Genomic DNA, 16,988 nt, shown 5'->3' with positions numbered 1-16,988 from the left:
AGTTCTTCTCCGTTCTCCGCCTTGCGTAGATCGGCAACCTTCACGTGAGGGCCATCGACGCTCCTCTCCATGCCGCGCCGAGCCGCTATCCGCCCCGGATGCCGGGAGGTCGTGCAGTCCGGATCAGAGGTCAGACACGTGGGTCCTCCCATCGCCATCACCGGGATGCAGGCGCAGCCGGCCCCCTCCGCCGCGCAAGCCCGCCTCAGCCCGGTCGAGATCCGCGCGATCGTGTTCGGCCTGATGACCGCGATGCTGCTCGCGGCCCTCGACCAGACCATCGTGGCGACCGCGATGCCGACCATCGGGCTCGATCTCGGCGACGCCGCCAACCTCCCCTGGATCGTCACCGCCTACCTGCTGGCCTCCACGGCGGTGACGCCGCTCTACGGCAAGCTGTCCGACATCCACGGCCGGCGGATCATGCTGCTGATCGCGATCGCGACCTTCGTGCTCGGCTCGCTCGCCTGCGCGGTGGCCCCCACGATGGTGACCCTGGCGCTCGCCCGCGGCCTCCAGGGCATCGGCGGCGGCGGGCTGATCGCCCTGTCGCAGACCATCCTGGCCGACATCATGGCGCCCAAGGAGCGGGCCCGCTACCAGGTGGTGATCGCCGGCGTGTTCGTGGCCGCCTCGGTGGCCGGGCCCCTGCTCGGGGGCTTCTTCGCACAGCACCTGCACTGGTCGCTGATCTTCTGGATCAACCTGCCGATCGGGTTCCTGGCCTTCGCGCTGACCAACGCCAAGCTGAAGCTGCTGCCGCGCAACGAGCGCCGCCACAAGCTGGACTATCCCGGCGCCGTCCTGCTGGTGCTGAGCTCGACCACCCTGATGCTGGCGCTGAGCTGGGGCGGCGTGCGCTATCCCTGGGGCTCCGCGCCGGTGCTCGGCCTGCTCGCCCTCGCGGCCCTGATCGGCGGCCTGTTCACGGCACGGCTCGCCACCGCGGCCGAGCCGCTGATTCCCACGGAGGTCTTGAAGGACCGGGTCGTCTACAGCGCGACCCTGTCCGCCTGCTTCGCGATGGGCACCTTCATCGGCCTGACCATCTACGTGCCGATCTTCCTCGAGGGCGTGATCGGGCTCACCGCCAGCGAATCCGGCGTGGCCCTGGTGCCGCTGATGGTCGGCACCGTCACGGGGGCGACGCTGTCGGGCCGGTCGATGCTGCTGTTCCGGCACTACAAGCGCCTGCCGCTCGCCATGATGAGCCTCAGCATCGCCTGCTGCGCCGTCATCGCCCTGGAGGGGCGGGCGCTGCCGTTCTGGCTGATGGAGGTGCTGTTCGCCCTGCTCTCCATGGGGATCGGGACGATCCTGCCGCTCTCCACCATCGCGATCCAGAACGCGGTGGCGCCGCACCAGCTCGGCATCGCCACCGCGGCGATGAACTTCTTCCGCTCGCTGGGCGGCGCCCTGATCGTGGCCGCCTTCGGCACGATCGTGCTCGGCGGCGCCACCGGGACTGGGCACGACGTCGAGAGCCTGATCCGCGGCGCCGACCCGGCGCTCCTCGCCGTGACCTTCCGCTCGGTGTTCGCGGCCGCCTGCCTCGGCCTGGTGGCGGCCTTCGGGTTCCTCGCCTACATGGAGGAGCGCCCGCTCGGCGAGCGTCCCGCGGCGAGGCCCGTCCGCGCGCCGGCCGCCGACACCCCGTCATGAGGACCCGATCGTGGCTTGGCTGATCCTGCTCGCCGCCGGCCTGCTGGAGGTGGTCTGGGCCTACGCGATGAAGCGCTCCGCGGGCTTCACGGAGCTGATCCCGAGCATCGTGACGGTCGCGGCCGCCCTCGGCAGCTTCGTCCTGCTGGCCTTCGCCATGCGCAGCCTGCCGCTCGGCACCGCCTACACGGTCTGGACCGGCATCGGCGCGGTCGGCGCCTTCCTGCTCGGCATCCTGATGCTCGGCGAGAGCGCGAGCCCGCTGCGGATCGCGGCGGCGGCGCTGATCGTCTCCGGCCTCGTGCTGATGAAGCTGTCCGGGGACGCCTGAGCCAGGTCCGCACCCGGCCGCCACGGCCCTGCCCTTGATTCGCCCGGTTCGCCCGCTTAACTCGCCCCTATCGGCTGCGGGCCCCTCTGGCGGGCGCTGTTCAGCGCCCGTGATGTCGGAGCCGATGCTTTCCTTCCGGAATCGCATCAGGTCCCGCACATGATGGACGTTCTCACCGTCGAATGGCTCGGTAAGCCATTGTGGATGTGGCTGGGCTTCCACGTCCTGGTCGGCTGCCTGCTGGCCTTCGATCTGGGGCTGCTGCACCGGGACAAGGAGCACGAGATCGGCGTTCGGGAGAGCCTGCTGCTGACCGGCTTCTACCTCGCGCTGGGCCTCGCCTTCGGCGGCTGGATCTGGTGGTATCTCGGGCCGCAGTCCGGCGAGGAATACGTCACCGGCCTCGTGGTCGAGAAGTCGCTGTCGATGGACAACGTCTTCGTCATCGCCATGATCCTGGCCGCCCTCGGCATCCCGCGCGCCGCCCAGCACCGGGTCCTGCTCTGGGGCATCCTCGCCGCCGTGCTGCTGCGCGGCCTTATGATCGGGCTCGGCGCGGCTTTGGTGCATCAGGTCCACTGGGTGCTGTCGCTGTTTGCCGCCTTCCTGATCTTCGCCGGCCTGAAGATCCTGTTCTCGGGGCCGGAGGAAGAGGGCGACTTCCAGAACAGCGCCGCGGTGCGCTGGATCAAGAAGACCTTCCGGGTCACCCCCGAGTTGCACGGCCAGCATTTCGCCGTGCGCCGGCCCGACCCGGCCACCGGCCGGAAGGCCCTGTGGTTCACCCCGCTGGCCCTGGCGCTTGTGCTGGTCAACGGCGCCGACGTGATCTTCGCCGTCGACAGCGTGCCGGCGATCTTCGCGATCACCACCGACACGTTCGTGGTCTACACCTCCAACATCTTCGCGATCCTGGGGCTGCGCGCCCTCTACTTCGCGCTCGCCGCGATGGTCGACCGGTTCGCCTATCTCAAGACCGCGCTCGCCTTCATCCTGATCTTCATCGGGGCCAAGATCGTGGTCGCCGACACGTTCGGGCTGATCCACGTCCAGCCCTGGGTCTCCCTGGTGGTGACCCTGTCGCTGCTGGCGATCGGCGTGCTCTACAGCCTGTGGCGCACCCGCACCGACGCCTCGGCTCCGGCGGTCTCCGGCCCGGCGCACAGGCACGAGGCGCGGGCCCACCGGGCCTGAAGTCCCGGTTTCAAAAGGTCGAGACCTTTTGCGGGTCCAGGGCGGAGCCCTGGAACGTCTCAGGGGCTCCGCCCCCGAACCCCGCCAAAGGGCTGAGCCCTTTGGCGGGGTTGTCAGCCTTGCGCCGGCAGCGCGGCGATCAGGTCGCGCAGGGTGGTGATGGTCGAGGCGTCGGCCACGCCGTCCACCCGTGCCTGGCGGAAATGGCGCTGGAACGCCGTGACGACCGCGTGCGTGCGCGCATCGAAGGTCCCGGTCACCGGCAGGTCGTAGCCGTAGAGGGCGAACATCGCCTGCAGCGCCTCCACGGGCTGGCCGACATCGCCCTGCGCGAAGAACCGCCCGTCCCGCAGGCCGGCCGGCGGCACGCGATGGCCGACGCCCTCCGCGGCGAGGCGGTCCCACGGAAAGGTCTCGCCCGGGTCTTCCTTGCGCTCGGGGGCCACGTCGGAATGGGCCAGCACCCGTTCCGGCGGGATCGGCCAGCGCCCCAGGATGTCCCGGGCGAGCGCGATCACGGCGGCGACCTGCGCCTCCGGGTAGGGCGGCAGCCCGCCGGCATGGCCCGGATGGACGATCTCGATCCCGATCGAGCGGGAATTGAGGTCGCCGACGCCCTTCCAGGCGCCCCGGCCCGCATGCCAGGCGCGGCGCGCCTCCGGCACCATCTGGACGATGCCGCCATCCTCGAACACGAGGTAATGGGCCGAGACCTCGCTCAGCGGGTCGCGCAGCCGCGCCAGCGCGGCGGCCCCGCTCGCCATGCCGGTATAGTGCAGGATCAGCATGTCGGGCCGCGGACCGCGGCGCTCGCCGTGGTTCGGCGAGGGCGCGACGCGGCGGGCGAGGGAGCTGTCCGGAACGAGGCTCACCGCTACCCACGCTCCTGCACGATTCGGTCATAGGCGGCATTGATCGCGGCGAGCCGCTTCGTGGCGATCGTCACCGCCTCGGCCGGCAGGCCCCGGGCGAGCGCCCGGTCGGGATGGTGCTCGGCGACCAGCGCCCGGTGGCGCGCCTTCACGGCCGCCTCGTCGGCGTCATGATCGAGCCCGAGGACCGCGTAGGGATCGTCCGGCAGCCGCACGTGCCGGGCCGCGATGCGCCGGAAGGCGGCCTCGTCGAAGCCGAAGATCGCCGAGACGGCGCGCAGGTAGCGCTCCTCCGCCTCGTGGAGCGCCCCGTCGGCGCCCGCGATCTGGAACAGCCCGTCGAGCACGTCTTCGAGGAGGGCCGGCTCGTCGCCGAAGGTCGCCGCCAACTGCCGCGCGTAGGCTTCGAAGCCGTTCGTGGTTTTCTTCGCGAGATCGAACAGCCGCTCGACGCCGGCCCGCGCGGAGTCTTCGACGCGGACGACCCGGCCGAACGCCTCGACCTCGGAGGGCAGCACGACGCCGTCGGACTTGGCCATCTTGGCGGCCAGCGCCACCAGCCCGGTGGTGAACACCACGTCGCGCGGCGTCGGGCCGAAGGGCGCACCGATCCGGTCGACCAGAAAATGGCCCGCGACGCCCCCGATCAGCGCCCCGAGGGGACCGCCGACGGCGAGGCCGAGCCCGGCGCCGCCGAGCTTGCCCCAAGGCCCCTGAGGCTTGCCCTGAGGCTTGGCCCCCTCGCTCATGGGCGGGCCGAGCCCCAGCGGCATCGTGGACTCGGTGCGATCATGGTCGGCGGCTTCGCGTCCGGCACCGGGGACGCGCCCGGCCGAAGCCGGGATAGCCGCTCCTCAGGCGAGGCGGAAGGGCCGGGACGTGCCCGGCCCCGCCGCGTCGCGCCTTAGCGGCAGTAGATGTTGCCGTAGGCGTCCTGATAGGTCCCGTAGGGGCAGCGCGGCGCGGTCGAGGCGCCCACGATGGCGCCGCCGGCGCCGCCGATCGCGGCACCCGCCAGGGCGCCGCCGGCGCGGCCCGTAGCAGCGGCGCCGATGGCCGCGCCGGTGAGCGCGCCGAGGCCGGCACCGCCGAGCGCCCGGTCCTCCGGGGTGTTGCAGGCGCCCAGCGACAGGGCGGCGATGGTGGCGAGGGCGGCTGCGGTGAGCTTCTTCATGGTCCCCTGATCTCCCTTGTGCATCCGGTCCGGCCATCGGCCGTGATCGTCGCGGATCCCCGTGAGCTTAGCAGGAAAGGAATGCCCGCCCTACGGCTAAGGTTCCACACACGGCGACGGAGTTGCGCCCGCTTCCCGTCTCGCCCTATGCCACCGCAGAGAGGCGGCGCGCCGGCCGGGGCGCCGCGGCGCCATCCCCGAGGGTTTTATGTCGAGAGCCACCACGATCGTCCGCCGGGCCGCGGTTCGCCCCGACCGCGTCGCCGACACGGTGAGCCTCGATCACGCCGCCCGGGCGGCGGCCTCCGGATCCCACGTGGCGGAGGGCGGCCTCGGTTTCGAGGTGGCGCTCGCCAAGGCGGCGGCGCTGGAGGACGGCGACGCCCTGCGCCTGGAGGACGGTCGCCTCGTCGCCGTGCGAGCCGCCCCGGAGGATCTCCTGGAGGTCCGCGCCGAGAACCCGGCCCGGCTGACCCGGCTGGCGTGGCAGCTCGGCGGCAACCACGTCCCCGCCGAGATCGCCGCCGACGTGCTCTACATCCCGACCTCACCGGCCAATGCCGAGCTGGTGCGCGGGCAGGGCTGCACCGCGACCCCGGTCTCACGCCCCTTCCGGCCCGAGCACGCGGCGCACGACCACAGCACCTGCGGGCACGACCATAGCCACGATCATCACGGGCATGACCACGGGCACGCCCATCAAGATCACGGGCACGACCATGGCCACGATCACGGTCATCACGGGCACGACCACGCCGAGGCGCATGATCACGCCAAGACCCATGACGACCATGGGCATCACGGGCATGTCCACGGCCCCGACTGCAACCACGACCATTAGACGCCGCCCTCGAACCGGCTCCCGCGGCGTCCTCCCGCGCTCGCCGCCGACGTGGACACCGGTTCGGCGCAGACGAGCGCACCAAATCAAGGACTGAACGTCGCTTCCGGGCAAGGTTCCCGCTGCCGTCATGGTGCGTGCAGCGGTGCAACCTCGGACAGCGCGCGATCCCAGAGTCCCGCGTGAACTCCGGGTCGCTTCGCTGGGCGGGATGATCGGGTGGCGCAATCCACCCGCCGCCGGGCTCGCCCAGTGCTGGCCGGCGCCCGATCGTCCCGCCGAAGAACAGCCGCGATGCAGTTCCGGATCGCCCCCAATACCGCATCGTAGAGATACGGATTTATTTTCGTTTTGAATTCCAGATTATTCATGCCGTAAATTCGAAAACTCTATGCATCCAATCTGCCATCTTTCCCATATCGTTAAGTGTTGCATCCGCATCACAGACTTAAAGCCAAGCTTTCGATACGAAGGCCAGGAATTCATTTCTTGGGCCACCATTCCATGCGTCAGATCGTTGCTTCCCTGACAGCCTTTACCGCGCTGACGGCCGCCGCTTCCGCTGCGGATCTGCCCCGCCGGGCGTATACGCCGCCGCCGCCCCCCGTGCCGGTCTTCACCTGGGCGGGCGCTTACTTCGGCATCAACGCCGGGTACATCACCACCACCAAGGACACCGTGACGACGGCCGGCGTGTTCCCGGTCAACAACGAGGTCCGGGTCGGCGAACGCCCGGCCGCGCTGGGCCTGCCGCGGGACGGCTTCACCGGCGGCGGCCAGCTCGGCTACAATTACCAGTTCGCGCCCGGCTCCGGCTTCGTCGTCGGCGCCGAGGCCGATCTGGCCTACACGGACCTGAACCGCACCCGCAGCATCACCGGGCGCCTCGGCGGGATCAGCACCTTCCGCGAACTGGGCAGCTTCCTCGGGACCGTGCGCGGGCGCGTCGGCTACGCCCTCGACCGCACCCTGGTGTACGGGACCGGCGGCTTCGCCTACGCGAGCGAGACCTACCGCGGGGTCTTCCAGACGGCGGCCGGCCGCCCGAGCTTCTATGGCAGCAACGCGCGCGTCGAGACCGGCTATGCCGTCGGCGGCGGCATCGAGTATGCGCTGCCGACCGACTCCGTGTTCAACGTCTTCCACTCCAGCGCGGTGACCGTGAAGGGCGAGGCGCTGTATTACGATCTCGGCCGCCGCACCGTCCCGCTCGTGGCGGTCGGCCCGGGCGTCGGCGCCTACGCCTCCCGGTTCCGGAACGAGGGCGTGCTCGGCCGCTTCGGCCTGAACTACAAGTTCGGAAGCTAGGGCATTCTCGGCGAAAGCCTGGTCGTTCCAGGCTTTCCGATCCTTGCATCCGGCCCGAGGGGCTCACGTGGCGCGCAAGCCGCCAAGGAGCCCGCCCGAGACCTTCGCGATCTCCGGAAGGCCCTTGCCGAACCAGCCGAACGTCGATCGTTCGGCCCTTCCGGATACGTTGGGCGATCCGGAAGGGCCGTTCAGCCGCGCTGTCCCCGCCCGACAGGCTCCGCGACGGGGGCCGGTCCGGCAAGCGCAGGCCATGCTTTTCTTCGGCCGGCGCATCCCCAGCCCGATCAAACGGGTCGCCCGGTCGACGACAGCCCCAGGAGCCATCTCCTGGGGCTTTTTTGCAGTTCAGAGCCGCTTCGGCACCGGCCGCCGGCAATAGGCGCGCGCCTCCGTCTCCGCGAGACCGTCCTGGGCCGCCACGCACTGGTCGAGAGTGAGCCCGATGCTGGCCGCGTAGGGCTGGTTCGGCGACAGGGCCTCGCGGGCGAGGCTCGCGAGGTAGAGCAGGAACGCCGCTGCCGCGAGGAGCAAGGCGGCCACGAAGGCGCGGTTCACCATCGCCTCAACGCCCGGCCTCGGAGAGCCATAGGGCGCGTCACGGGAAGCCCACCAGCAGCTGCGCCAGTGCGAGAAGCACGAGGCCCGCGCAGATTAGCACGAGGGCGGTGCGGTCGAAGCCGGTCCGGCGCATCGCGGGCCGGCCTAGCACCCGCGGCGGGCCGGAACGGCGTCCGGCGCCCCGCTCACTGGAGCAGTCCCCACAGGCCCGTGGCCAAGCCGAAGGTCAGCGACACCATCGCGGCGCAGAGCAGGGTGCGATCGATGATGCGGGCGACCCGGTCTTCCGGTTGGAACTCGATCATGATGCGTCTCCCCTCGGGCCGGAGATTGGAGGCCGCCTGTTGCTGTCCTGTGTCCTCGCGGCGGCTCGGCCTGCCGTCCGGCGGGAATCCACGTCAGCCGGGGCACAGTGACGCCCCCGGCGCGGCGGCGCGGCGCAGGAACAGGCCGGGCGGCCCCCCGTTGGACGCGTATCCCAACGAGAGACCCCGCATGACCACCGATCCGCTGCACAAGTACCCGCGTCCGCCCTTCGAGGCGCAGCCGCAGAGCTTCCCGGGCAAGACCGGCCGGATGGCGCCCGAGCCCGATCACGGCGAGGACAGCTACAAGGGCTCCGGCAAGCTCGCCGGCCAGGTCGCGCTGATCACCGGCGGCGACAGCGGCATCGGCCGCGCGGTGGCGATCGCCTATGCCCGCGAGGGCGCCGACGTCGCCATCTCGTACCTGCCCGAGGAGCAGGCGGATGCCGAGGCGGTGAGTGGCTGGATCGAGAAGGCGGGCCGTCGCGCGCTGCTGCTGCCGGGCGACCTCAAAGACCCGGCCTATGGCCGCTCGCTCGTCGCCCGCACCGTCGAGACCTTCGGCCGCCTCGACGTGCTGGTCAATAACGGCGCATTCCAGCAGCCGAACCAGGGCCTGGACTCCATCGAAGACACCATCTTCGAGGACCATTTCCGCACGAACGTGTTCGGCCCGTTCTACGTGACCAAGGCGGCGCTCCCCCACTTGAAGCCCGGCGCCTCGGTGATCTTCACCTCGTCGGTGAATTCCAAGCACCCGATGCCGTCGCTCCTGGCCTACAGCGCCACCAAGGGCGCACTCAGCAACCTGGTGCTGAGCCTCGCCCAGCTTCTGGCCGAGAAGGGCATCCGGGTGAACGGCGTGCTGCCCGGCCCGATCTGGACCCCGTTCATCCCGTCCGGGATGAGCCAGGATTCGGTGAAATCCTTCGGCGACCAAGTGCCGTTCGGCCGCCCGGGCCAGCCGGCCGAGCTCGCCTCCGCCTACGTGATGCTGGCCTCCGAGGACAGCAGCTACACCTCCGGCGCGCTGATCACGGTGGCCGGTGCGATGCCGGTGTTCTAGGTCGCCCGGATCCGGGTTTCCAAAGGGCCCGCGGCCCTTTGGCGGGGTTCGGGGCGCGAAGCCCCGAGCCATCGACATGCGTGTCGCTCAGGCGGCGCGCATGTCGGCCAGGAAGCGCAGCACCCCGGCACGCAACGCCTCGGCGCTGCGGCTGACGTCCCCGGCGGCGCTGCCGACCTCCTCGGCGACGCGGCGCGTCTCGGCGGCGGCGGTCGAGGCCGACACGACGTTCTGACTCACCGCACCCGTCCCCCGCGAGGCTTCGTCGATGCTGCGGGAGATGTCGCCGGTGGCGAAGCGCTGCTGCTCCACGGCCGCCGCGATGGCGCTCGAGATGGCATTCATCGTGTCCACAATCTCGCCGATCGACTGCACCGCCCCGACCGCGACGCCGGTCTCGCGCTGGATCGCACCGATCTGGGCGGTGATCTCCTCGGTGGCCTTGGCGGTCTGGCCGGCCAGACCCTTGACCTCTGCGGCGACCACCGCGAAGCCGCGTCCGGCCTCGCCGGCCCGGGCCGCCTCAATCGTGGCGTTGAGCGCCAGCAGGTTGGTCTGCTCGGCGATCACCGAGATGATCCGCACGACCTCGCCGATCCGCTCGGCCACGGAGGCCAACCCCTGGATCTGCCGATCGGTGCGCTCGGCCTCGCCGACGGCTTGAAGCGCGATCTCGGCCGACTTGGAGACCTGCTCACCGATCTCCGCGATCGAGGCCGACAGCTCCTCGGTGGCGGCGGCCACGGTCTGGACATTGGCCGAGGCCTGCTGCGCCGCATCCGCCGCCGAACCGGTCTGACGGGCGGTCGCGGAGGCGGTCTCCGACATCGCCCGGCAGGCCTTCCGCATTCCGGCCGCCGCGGTATCAACCTTCTGCAGGAGATCGCTCGCGCGCTGGTCGAAGCCGTGGCTCGTCTCCTCGATCCAGCGGGCACGCGCCTCGCGCTGCGCCTGCTCGGCAAGCCGGTCGGCGGACAGGGCCTGCGCCTGGATCATGCTGTCCCGGAACACCCCGGCGGCGGCGGCCATCTGGCCGATCTCGTCGCGCCGGCCGAGCCCCGGGATCGCGATGGCGATCTCACCCTCCGCGAGCCGGCGCAGGGCCGCTGTAAAAGCACCCAGCGGCGTGGTGATGCTACGCACGACCAGGATTCCGGCCGCCACGATCCCGAGACAGAGCGGGATCAGCCAGAGCAGAGTCTGGATCAGCCGCTGGCGGCTCGCCTCATAGACGTCGTCGATGTAGAGCGATGCGTTGACGGACCATTGCCAGGGCGCGAAGCCCAGCGAGTAGGCGACTTTGGGCGCGGGCTCGGCCTCACCGGGCCGCGGCCAGCGATACTCGGTGAAGCCGCCTCCCGCTTGCCCACGCTCGACCATCTGCCCGACGAAGGTCGCCTTCATCTCTTCGTCGCTGCGGCTCTTGGTGCCCTCGATCTTCCGATCGGGGTGAACGACGACGCGTCCCCATTGGCCCGGCTCCGTATTGTAGACAAAGATATACTCGTTCCCATTGAACCGGATCGACCGCAGGGCATCGGCAGCCCGTCGCTTCGCCTCGTCCTGTGTGATCGTCCCGGACTCGGCCTGCTTGGCCAGGGCCACGACGATGCTGTGCGCCGACTCGACCTGACTGCGGATGGCAGCCCTGCGATCCTCCATCATGAGGCCTTCGACAGACCGGAATTCCATGGCCAAGATCGCCGCGAATGAAAGTATAACTCCGCCCAGAATAAAGAATATCTTCTTACCGATCGTCATTGATGAAATTTCCTCGGCCGATCACCAAAATCTGATCTCAAAACATTTTTCTAGATCATTCTCCAAACTCTACAGATCCCATTTCCATACATCAAATAGTACGGCAAAAAATTTCAGTCTACACATCGACAGATGTGCCGCCTTAGAACCTATCAACTCTTGCGTGTCGAGACTGAGATCTAGAGGATCCGAGCAGATCTCGTCGTCCCGGCATTGCGCGCCGCTCTTCGAGACGGCCGGCGCGGCACCACCCGCGCCCATGATGTGCGCAACCGACAAACGCTCGGCGCTGTTCGAGAGCCGCCGGGCCGTGGTATCAGCGGCCTCTCCTTCCGACCCCGCAGGACCACACCCACCGCGGGCGGCGCGCGGAGCAACATGGATCGGGCACACGTGACGGCGGCTGAGACGTGCGGCGCACTTCCGGGATGGCGGTTTTCCGTCGCCCCGATGATGGACTGGACCGATCGGCATTGCCGAGCCTTCCACCGCACCCTGTCGGCGCGGGCGCGGCTCTATACCGAGATGGTCACCACCGGTGCGGTGCTGCACGGGCCGCGCGAGCGGCTGCTCGGCTTCTCAGATCTGGAGCACCCGGTGGCGGTGCAGCTCGGCGGCTCGGACCCGGGCGATCTGGCGCAGGCTGCGCGGATCGCGGCAGATTTCGGCTACGCCGAGATCAACCTCAATGTCGGCTGCCCGTCCGACCGGGTACAGGACGGCCGGTTCGGCGCCTGCCTGATGCGTGAGCCGGCCCTGGTCGGCGATTGCGTAGCCGCCATGAAGGCCGCCGTCTCCGTGCCGGTGACCGTGAAGTGCCGGATCGGCGTCGACGACCAGGACCCGGAAGCGGCCCTCGACGCGCTCGCCGACGCGGTCGTGGCCGCCGGGGTGGACGGCCTGATCGTCCACGCCCGCAAGGCCTGGCTCCAGGGCCTGTCGCCCAAGGAAAACCGCGACGTGCCGCCCCTCGATTACGGCCGCGCCGCGCGGCTGAAGCGGCGGCTCGGCGCCCTGCCGGTCGCGGTCAACGGCGGCCTGCGCGATCTCGCGGCCGCGCAGGCGCGCCTTGCCGAGGTCGACGGCGTGATGGTCGGGCGGGCCGCCTATACCGAGCCGGCTTTGCTGCTCGGGGTCGATCCGGAGCTGTTCGGCGTGGCCCCGCCGGTGACCGACGCCTTCGCAGCCGTGGAGGCGTTCGAGCCCTACGTGGCCGCCGCCCTGGCGCGCGGCGAGCGCCTGCACGCGATCACCCGCCACATGCTCGGGCTGTTCAACGGCCGGCCCGGGGCCCGCGCCTTCCGGCGCCACCTCTCGACCCACGGGATGCGGCCCGATGCCGGCCTCCAGACCCTGCGGGACGCGGTGGCGACGGTCTCGCGCGAGGTGCCGGAGGCGCGGGCGGCGTGAGCCGCCCCGTCACGATCAAACATCGTCTTTCTCCGAAAGCCGGCAACCACCTTTCGGGACGATGCATCAGGGCGGGCTCAGGATCAGCCGGTCGCCCCGAACCTCGTAGGCGGACAGGCGCGTCAGGAAGGTCTGGCCCAGCAGGTTGCCGGCGAGCGAGCCCGGCCGCGCCACCATGGCGTTCACCCGCCGCTCGCCGATCGTGCCGATGCGCAGCGAATCCAGCTGGATCGGCGCCGCATAGGCGAGGCCGTTGGCGGTGGCGACCCGGGCGGTGAAGTCGGCCGGCGCCGGGTTGATGCCGAGTGCCGAGGCGTTCTCGGCGGTGAGCACCACGCTGCTCGCCCCGGTATCGAACAGGAACGGCTGCACACGGCCGTTGACCTCGGCCTCGACCCTGAAGTCGCCGTCCGCCCGGCGGGTGATCGTGACGGTTCCGCCGGCCCCCGACACCGCCGAGCCGGGCCGGAGATCGCCGAGCACACGGGCGCCGACGCCCCGGATCCGGTCGCGCTCGCCGTAGCCGATCACCAGGGCGAGCCCGATCATCGCCCAGGCCAGGAGCGCACCCAGGTTCGGGCCGAGCCGGGCCGTGAACTGTCGCCAGTAGCCGGCGACCACCAGGATCAGGATGCCGCCCGTCGAAACGAGACCGGCGAGGTGATCGGGCTCGATCACGCCGCCGAGGCTGTCGCTGCCGTCGCTGAAGACCAGCACGGCCGTGACCAGCGCGATGGCGGCGAGCCCGAGATAGATCATGACTGTATGGGCTCCTCCAGGGGCATCAAACCGGCCGCGCGCATCCGGGCCCCGAGCCCGGCCATGACGGCGCGGCGCTTGGTCTCCGGCATCCCGCCCCAGGTGGCGATCTCGTCGCGGGTGCGCCCGCAGCCGAGGCACAGCCCGCTCGGTGCATCGAGCACACACACCTTGGTGCAGGGGGACGAGGGTTTGGGCGCCGGCGACATCGCCGATCCTTGGCCAAGGGATCGTGGCTCGATCAAGGCCCGGAATGCCGCATCAATCCGCCGAAGCCGCCACCAGGGCCAGCAGCGCGGCGATCTCGGACAGCTGCTGGCAGGCGCCGATCACGTCGCCGGTCTGGCCGCCGATCTTTTCCCTGGCGAGCCGGGTGAGGGCGAGGGCCGCGAGGCCGGCGCACAGGATCGCCAGCGCGACGCCGCGCAGCGGCAGGCCGAGGATCACAGCGGCGAGCGCGACCACGAGAAAGCTGCCGAGGGCGACCCACAGGCTCGCCCGGTCCGGGCGGCCGACCGCGGCGGAGAGGCCGCCGGGCCGGGCCGGCGGCAGCAGCACCATCGGGGCGAGGGCGGCGAGCCGCGACAGGACGGCGACCAGGATCAGCGCGGTCGCCGCCGCATAGCCGGTGCGGTCGAGGAGCGTCGCCAGCGCGCCGATGCGCAGCGCCAGCGCCAAGACCAGGGCCGCCCCGCTATAGGCGCCGATCCGGCTGTCGCGCATGATCTCCAGGCGGCGCTCGAGCGTGGCACCGCCGCCGAAGCCGTCGGCGACGTCGGCCAGGCCATCCTCGTGGAGCGCCCCCGTGGCCAGGACCATGACGGCCACCGCCAGGGTCGCGGCCAGGAACGGCCCGAGCCCGATCCACCAGCCCACCGCCAGCGTCAGGGCGGCGGGGAGAGCGAGGATCAGGCCGGCCAGCGGCAGCATCCGGGGCAGGGCGGTGAAATCGGGGACCCGGTGCGGGTCCGGCTCGCCGGGCAGTTGCGGCACGGGCAGGCGCGAGTAGAACCGCAGGCACCCGGCGAGGTCGTAGAGGGCGCCCCGCCCGGGCCAGTCGGCCTCCCCGCCGGTCTGCCTGTCCATCGCGGTCTCTCCCCCGCCGCCCCCCGGCGGGGCGAGCCGATCGCGAACGGTCGGGCGGCGCGGAATCACTATAGTCGCCCCGATACGCCGTCGTCTCGCCGTTCGCGGGCGCCCACAGGAAATCATCGCCGCCATGACCGATGCCGCCAAGACAGATCCGGCTCCGTTCGACGACATCCGCAACCTGCTCAAGGCGATGCCGGGCCCCGACCGGGACGCACAGGAGGCGGTCGCCGCCCGGGACGCGACCCTGACCAAGCCGGCGGGCTCCCTGGGGCGGCTGGAAGACCTCGTGTCCTGGCTGGCCGCCTGGCAAGGCAAGGCGCCGCCGAGCCTCGACCGGCCGCTGGTCTGCGTCTTCGCCGGCAGCCACGGGGTGACGCGCAAGGGCGTCTCGGCCTTCCCGGACGCGGTCAACCGGCAGATGCTCGACAATTTCGCGGCGGGCGGGGCGGCGATCAACCAGATCTGCGCGGCCTACGGGCTCGGCTTCAAGGTGTTCGACCTCGCCCTCGACATGCCGACCGGCGACATCACCGAGGGCCCGGCGCTGGACGAGCGCGCCACCGTGGCGACCATGGCGTTCGGCATGGAGGCGGTGGCCGCCGGCACCGATTGCCTCGGCATCGGCGAGATGGGCATCGGCAACACCACGGTGGCGGCCGCCCTCTACGCCGCCCTGTTCGGTGGCGAGCCCGCCCACTGGGTCGGGCGCGGCACCGGCGTCGATCGAGACGGCTTCGCCCGGAAGGTGGCGGCCGTGGAGGCGGCGCTCGCGCACCATACCGGCCATCTCGGCGACCCGCTCCAGGTGCTCGGCCGGCTCGGCGGCCGCGAGATCGCCGCCATGGCCGGGGCGATCCTGGCCGCGCGCCTGCAGCGGATCCCGGTGGTAATCGACGGCTACGTCGCCACCGCGGCGGCGGCCCTGCTCCACGCCGCCGACCCGTCGGCCCTCGACCATTGCCTGGCCGGCCACGTCTCGGCCGAGGGCGTCCACGCCGAAGTGCTGGAGCGGCTCGGCCTGGTCCCGCTGCTGGCGCTGGGGATGCGGCTCGGCGAGGGTTCCGGCGCCGCCATGGCGCTCGGCCTGCTCAAGGGCGCGCTCGCCTGCCACACCGGCATGGCGACCTTCGCGCAGGCGGGGGTTTCGGGGAAGAGTGCCGGGTAGGCGCGCGGGCCACGATTCGATGCTATACTGGGCGGAACCGATAACGGATCCGTCGATCCCGCGTCCCTCCCACCAGATCACCTCATCCTGAGGTGGCGCAGCGAAGCGGAGCCCTCGAAGGAAGGCTCCAGGACTCGCGGCGGTCCCTGGAGGGCTCCTTCGAGGCCCGTCGATCTCCGATCGCCGGGCACCTCAGGATGAGGGCGCGGGTGGGATCGCTGCGACGAACAAGATGAACATCACCCAAGCCTTCACCTTCGAGGCCGCCCACCGGCTGCCGAACGTACCCGCCACGCATCGCTGCCACCGGATGCACGGGCATTCCTACCGGGTCGAGCTGACCGTCTCCGGGCCCGTGGATCCCCACACCGGCTGGGTGATCGACTTCTACGACATCGAATCGATCTTCGGCCCGCTCCTGGCGCGACTCGACCACCATTGCCTCAACGAGATCGAGGGGCTTGAGAACCCGACAGCGGAAAACATCGCGGCCTGGATCTGGCATCGCCTGCGGCCGGACCTGCCGGGGCTTACCCGGGTACGGGTCGCGGAGACGCCGATGTCCTGGGCCGAGTACGATGGCGACTGACGCTGCGATCGTCGGCGACCGCTCGGCGCTGGTGCTGTTCTCCGGCGGCCAGGATTCGGCCACCTGCCTGGCCTGGGCCCTCGACCGGTTCGACCACGTCGAGACCCTAGGGTTCGATTACGGCCAGCGCCACCGGGTCGAGCTCGAGCGCCGGGCCGTCCTCCGGGACGGCATGGGCCGCGTCCAGCCAGCCTGGACCTCCCGCCTCGGGGATGACCACACGGTGGCGCTCGACGCTTTGGGAAAAATCTCCGAGACGGCGCTGACCCGGGATGCCGAGATCGGGTTCGAGGCCTCGGGCCTGCCCAACACCTTCGTGCCCGGCCGCAACCTCGTGTTCCTGACCTTCGCGGCGGCGCTCGCCTACCGGCGCGGCATCCGGCACGTGGTCGGCGGCATGTGCGAGACCGATTATTCCGGCTATCCCGATTGCCGGGACGACACGATCAAGGCGCTGCAGGTCGCGCTCAACCTCGGCATGGAGCGCCGGTTCGTGCTGCACACGCCGCTGATGTGGCTCGACAAGGCGCAGACCTGGGGCCTCGCCGAGGATCTGGGCGGGCGCCCGCTGGTCGAGCTGATCGTCGAGGACAGCCACACCTGCTACCTCGGCGAGCGCGGGGCACGCCACGCCTGGGGCTATGGCTGCGGCACCTGCCCGGCCTGCCGCCTGCGGGCGGACGGGTTTTCGCGGTTCATCACGGGTGGTGGGGGTTAGGGCTTGACGCCCATCGGCAAGTGGTGAGGTGGCTGCTTTCGACCCAGGCTGTGTAAAAACTCAGGTCCACGCCGAAATCGTGGAACGATCTCCTACGCTGCTGCCATTTGACCATCCAAAATGGCGGCGGCGATGCCATCAGAATGCCTGCGCCGGCCGTGGCCCGGGGCGCACGAGGGA

General features: G+C 70.6%; 18 protein-coding genes. 10 read left to right on the top strand and 8 right to left on the bottom strand.

The window, feature by feature from the left end:
• Window positions 1–165 precede the first annotated feature (165 nt).
• The 3 genes from MKL11_RS04280 to MKL11_RS04270 all read left to right on the top strand — a co-directional run bounded on the left by MKL11_RS04280 (window position 166) and on the right by MKL11_RS04270 (window position 3,187).
• On the top strand, window positions 166–1,662 hold the full coding sequence (locus MKL11_RS04280) for an MDR family MFS transporter (protein ID WP_243940600.1): 1,497 nt from the start codon (window positions 166–168) through the stop codon (window positions 1,660–1,662).
• A 10-nt stretch (window positions 1,663–1,672) separates the two neighbouring features.
• Window positions 1,673–1,993: a quaternary ammonium compound efflux SMR transporter SugE gene (gene sugE / locus MKL11_RS04275; protein ID WP_243940576.1), complete on the top strand. Its 321-nt coding sequence runs from the start codon at window positions 1,673–1,675 to the stop codon at window positions 1,991–1,993.
• Between the two features lie 159 nt (window positions 1,994–2,152).
• Window positions 2,153–3,187: a TerC family protein gene (locus MKL11_RS04270; protein ID WP_243940574.1), complete on the top strand. Its 1,035-nt coding sequence runs from the start codon at window positions 2,153–2,155 to the stop codon at window positions 3,185–3,187.
• Window positions 3,188–3,300: 113 nt separating this feature from the next.
• On the opposite strand, the gene MKL11_RS04265 is transcribed toward MKL11_RS04270, so the two are convergent.
• The 3 genes from MKL11_RS04265 to MKL11_RS04255 form a co-directional block, all read right to left on the bottom strand.
• Window positions 3,301–4,059: an N-acetylmuramoyl-L-alanine amidase gene (locus MKL11_RS04265; protein WP_243940572.1), complete on the bottom strand. Its 759-nt coding sequence runs from the start codon at window positions 4,057–4,059 to the stop codon at window positions 3,301–3,303.
• 2 nt (window positions 4,060–4,061) lie between these two features.
• Window positions 4,062–4,808, bottom strand: a complete 747-nt coding sequence (locus MKL11_RS04260; protein ID WP_243940598.1) for a TerB family tellurite resistance protein — start codon at window positions 4,806–4,808, stop codon at window positions 4,062–4,064.
• Window positions 4,809–4,963: 155 nt separating this feature from the next.
• Window positions 4,964–5,233 (bottom strand): hypothetical protein, encoded by a 270-nt coding sequence (locus tag MKL11_RS04255; protein WP_243940570.1) that lies wholly within the window; start codon window positions 5,231–5,233, stop codon window positions 4,964–4,966.
• Window positions 5,234–5,441: 208 nt separating this feature from the next.
• Here MKL11_RS04255 and MKL11_RS04250 point away from each other — a divergent pair, with 208 nt between their 5' ends.
• The gene (locus MKL11_RS04250) at window positions 5,442–6,074 is read left to right on the top strand and encodes an urease accessory protein UreE (RefSeq protein ID WP_243940568.1); all 633 of its coding nucleotides are present in this window, start codon (window positions 5,442–5,444) and stop codon (window positions 6,072–6,074) included.
• Window positions 6,075–6,578: 504 nt separating this feature from the next.
• Window positions 6,579–7,382 (top strand): outer membrane protein, encoded by an 804-nt coding sequence (locus tag MKL11_RS04245; RefSeq protein WP_243940566.1) that lies wholly within the window; start codon window positions 6,579–6,581, stop codon window positions 7,380–7,382.
• Between the two features lie 348 nt (window positions 7,383–7,730).
• Here MKL11_RS04245 and MKL11_RS04240 read toward each other — a convergent pair whose 3' ends face one another.
• The gene (locus MKL11_RS04240) at window positions 7,731–7,943 is read right to left on the bottom strand and encodes a hypothetical protein (RefSeq protein ID WP_243940564.1); all 213 of its coding nucleotides are present in this window, start codon (window positions 7,941–7,943) and stop codon (window positions 7,731–7,733) included.
• A 495-nt stretch (window positions 7,944–8,438) separates the two neighbouring features.
• Here MKL11_RS04240 and MKL11_RS04235 point away from each other — a divergent pair, with 495 nt between their 5' ends.
• Window positions 8,439–9,314 (top strand): SDR family oxidoreductase, encoded by an 876-nt coding sequence (locus MKL11_RS04235; protein ID WP_243940562.1) that lies wholly within the window; start codon window positions 8,439–8,441, stop codon window positions 9,312–9,314.
• An 87-nt stretch (window positions 9,315–9,401) separates the two neighbouring features.
• On the opposite strand, the gene MKL11_RS04230 is transcribed toward MKL11_RS04235, so the two are convergent.
• Window positions 9,402–11,006 carry a methyl-accepting chemotaxis protein gene (locus MKL11_RS04230; protein ID WP_243940560.1) on the bottom strand — a complete coding sequence of 535 codons (1,605 nt, stop codon included), beginning with the start codon at window positions 11,004–11,006 and terminating at the stop codon, window positions 9,402–9,404.
• Window positions 11,007–11,453: 447 nt separating this feature from the next.
• Here MKL11_RS04230 and dusA point away from each other — a divergent pair, with 447 nt between their 5' ends.
• Window positions 11,454–12,485 (top strand): tRNA dihydrouridine(20/20a) synthase DusA, encoded by a 1,032-nt coding sequence (dusA, locus tag MKL11_RS04225; protein WP_279600251.1) that lies wholly within the window; start codon window positions 11,454–11,456, stop codon window positions 12,483–12,485.
• Window positions 12,486–12,551: 66 nt separating this feature from the next.
• Here dusA and MKL11_RS04220 read toward each other — a convergent pair whose 3' ends face one another.
• The 3 genes from MKL11_RS04220 to cobS are packed head-to-tail and all read right to left on the bottom strand — an operon-like array spanning window position 12,552 to window position 14,330.
• Window positions 12,552–13,244 carry a TIGR02281 family clan AA aspartic protease gene (locus MKL11_RS04220; RefSeq protein WP_243940558.1) on the bottom strand — a complete coding sequence of 231 codons (693 nt, stop codon included), beginning with the start codon at window positions 13,242–13,244 and terminating at the stop codon, window positions 12,552–12,554.
• The gene (locus MKL11_RS04215) at window positions 13,241–13,453 is read right to left on the bottom strand and encodes a DUF1289 domain-containing protein (RefSeq protein ID WP_243940556.1); all 213 of its coding nucleotides are present in this window, start codon (window positions 13,451–13,453) and stop codon (window positions 13,241–13,243) included. Before MKL11_RS04215 ends, MKL11_RS04220 begins: the two co-directional genes overlap by 4 nt.
• A gap of 52 nt (window positions 13,454–13,505) precedes the next feature.
• The gene (cobS, locus tag MKL11_RS04210; protein WP_243940555.1) at window positions 13,506–14,330 is read right to left on the bottom strand and encodes an adenosylcobinamide-GDP ribazoletransferase; all 825 of its coding nucleotides are present in this window, start codon (window positions 14,328–14,330) and stop codon (window positions 13,506–13,508) included.
• A gap of 133 nt (window positions 14,331–14,463) precedes the next feature.
• On the opposite strand from cobS, the gene cobT reads away from it, so the two are divergent.
• The 3 genes from cobT (at window position 14,464) to queC (ending at window position 16,808) form a co-directional block, all read left to right on the top strand.
• Window positions 14,464–15,501 (top strand): nicotinate-nucleotide--dimethylbenzimidazole phosphoribosyltransferase, encoded by a 1,038-nt coding sequence (gene cobT, locus MKL11_RS04205; protein WP_243940552.1) that lies wholly within the window; start codon window positions 14,464–14,466, stop codon window positions 15,499–15,501.
• Window positions 15,502–15,733: 232 nt separating this feature from the next.
• Window positions 15,734–16,090, top strand: coding sequence for a 6-carboxytetrahydropterin synthase QueD (gene queD, locus MKL11_RS04200; protein ID WP_243940550.1), 357 nt, complete (start codon window positions 15,734–15,736; stop codon window positions 16,088–16,090).
• Window positions 16,080–16,808: a 7-cyano-7-deazaguanine synthase QueC gene (gene queC / locus MKL11_RS04195; protein WP_243940548.1), complete on the top strand. Its 729-nt coding sequence runs from the start codon at window positions 16,080–16,082 to the stop codon at window positions 16,806–16,808. Before queD ends, queC begins: the two co-directional genes overlap by 11 nt.
• The last annotated feature ends 180 nt before the right edge of the window (window positions 16,809–16,988 follow it).

Source organism: Methylobacterium sp. J-077, from assembly GCF_022829365.1.
Classification (GTDB): domain Bacteria; phylum Pseudomonadota; class Alphaproteobacteria; order Rhizobiales; family Beijerinckiaceae; genus Methylobacterium.
The sequence above is the reverse complement of the archived record's forward strand: the minus strand, read 5'-3'. Positions and strand labels throughout refer to the sequence as shown.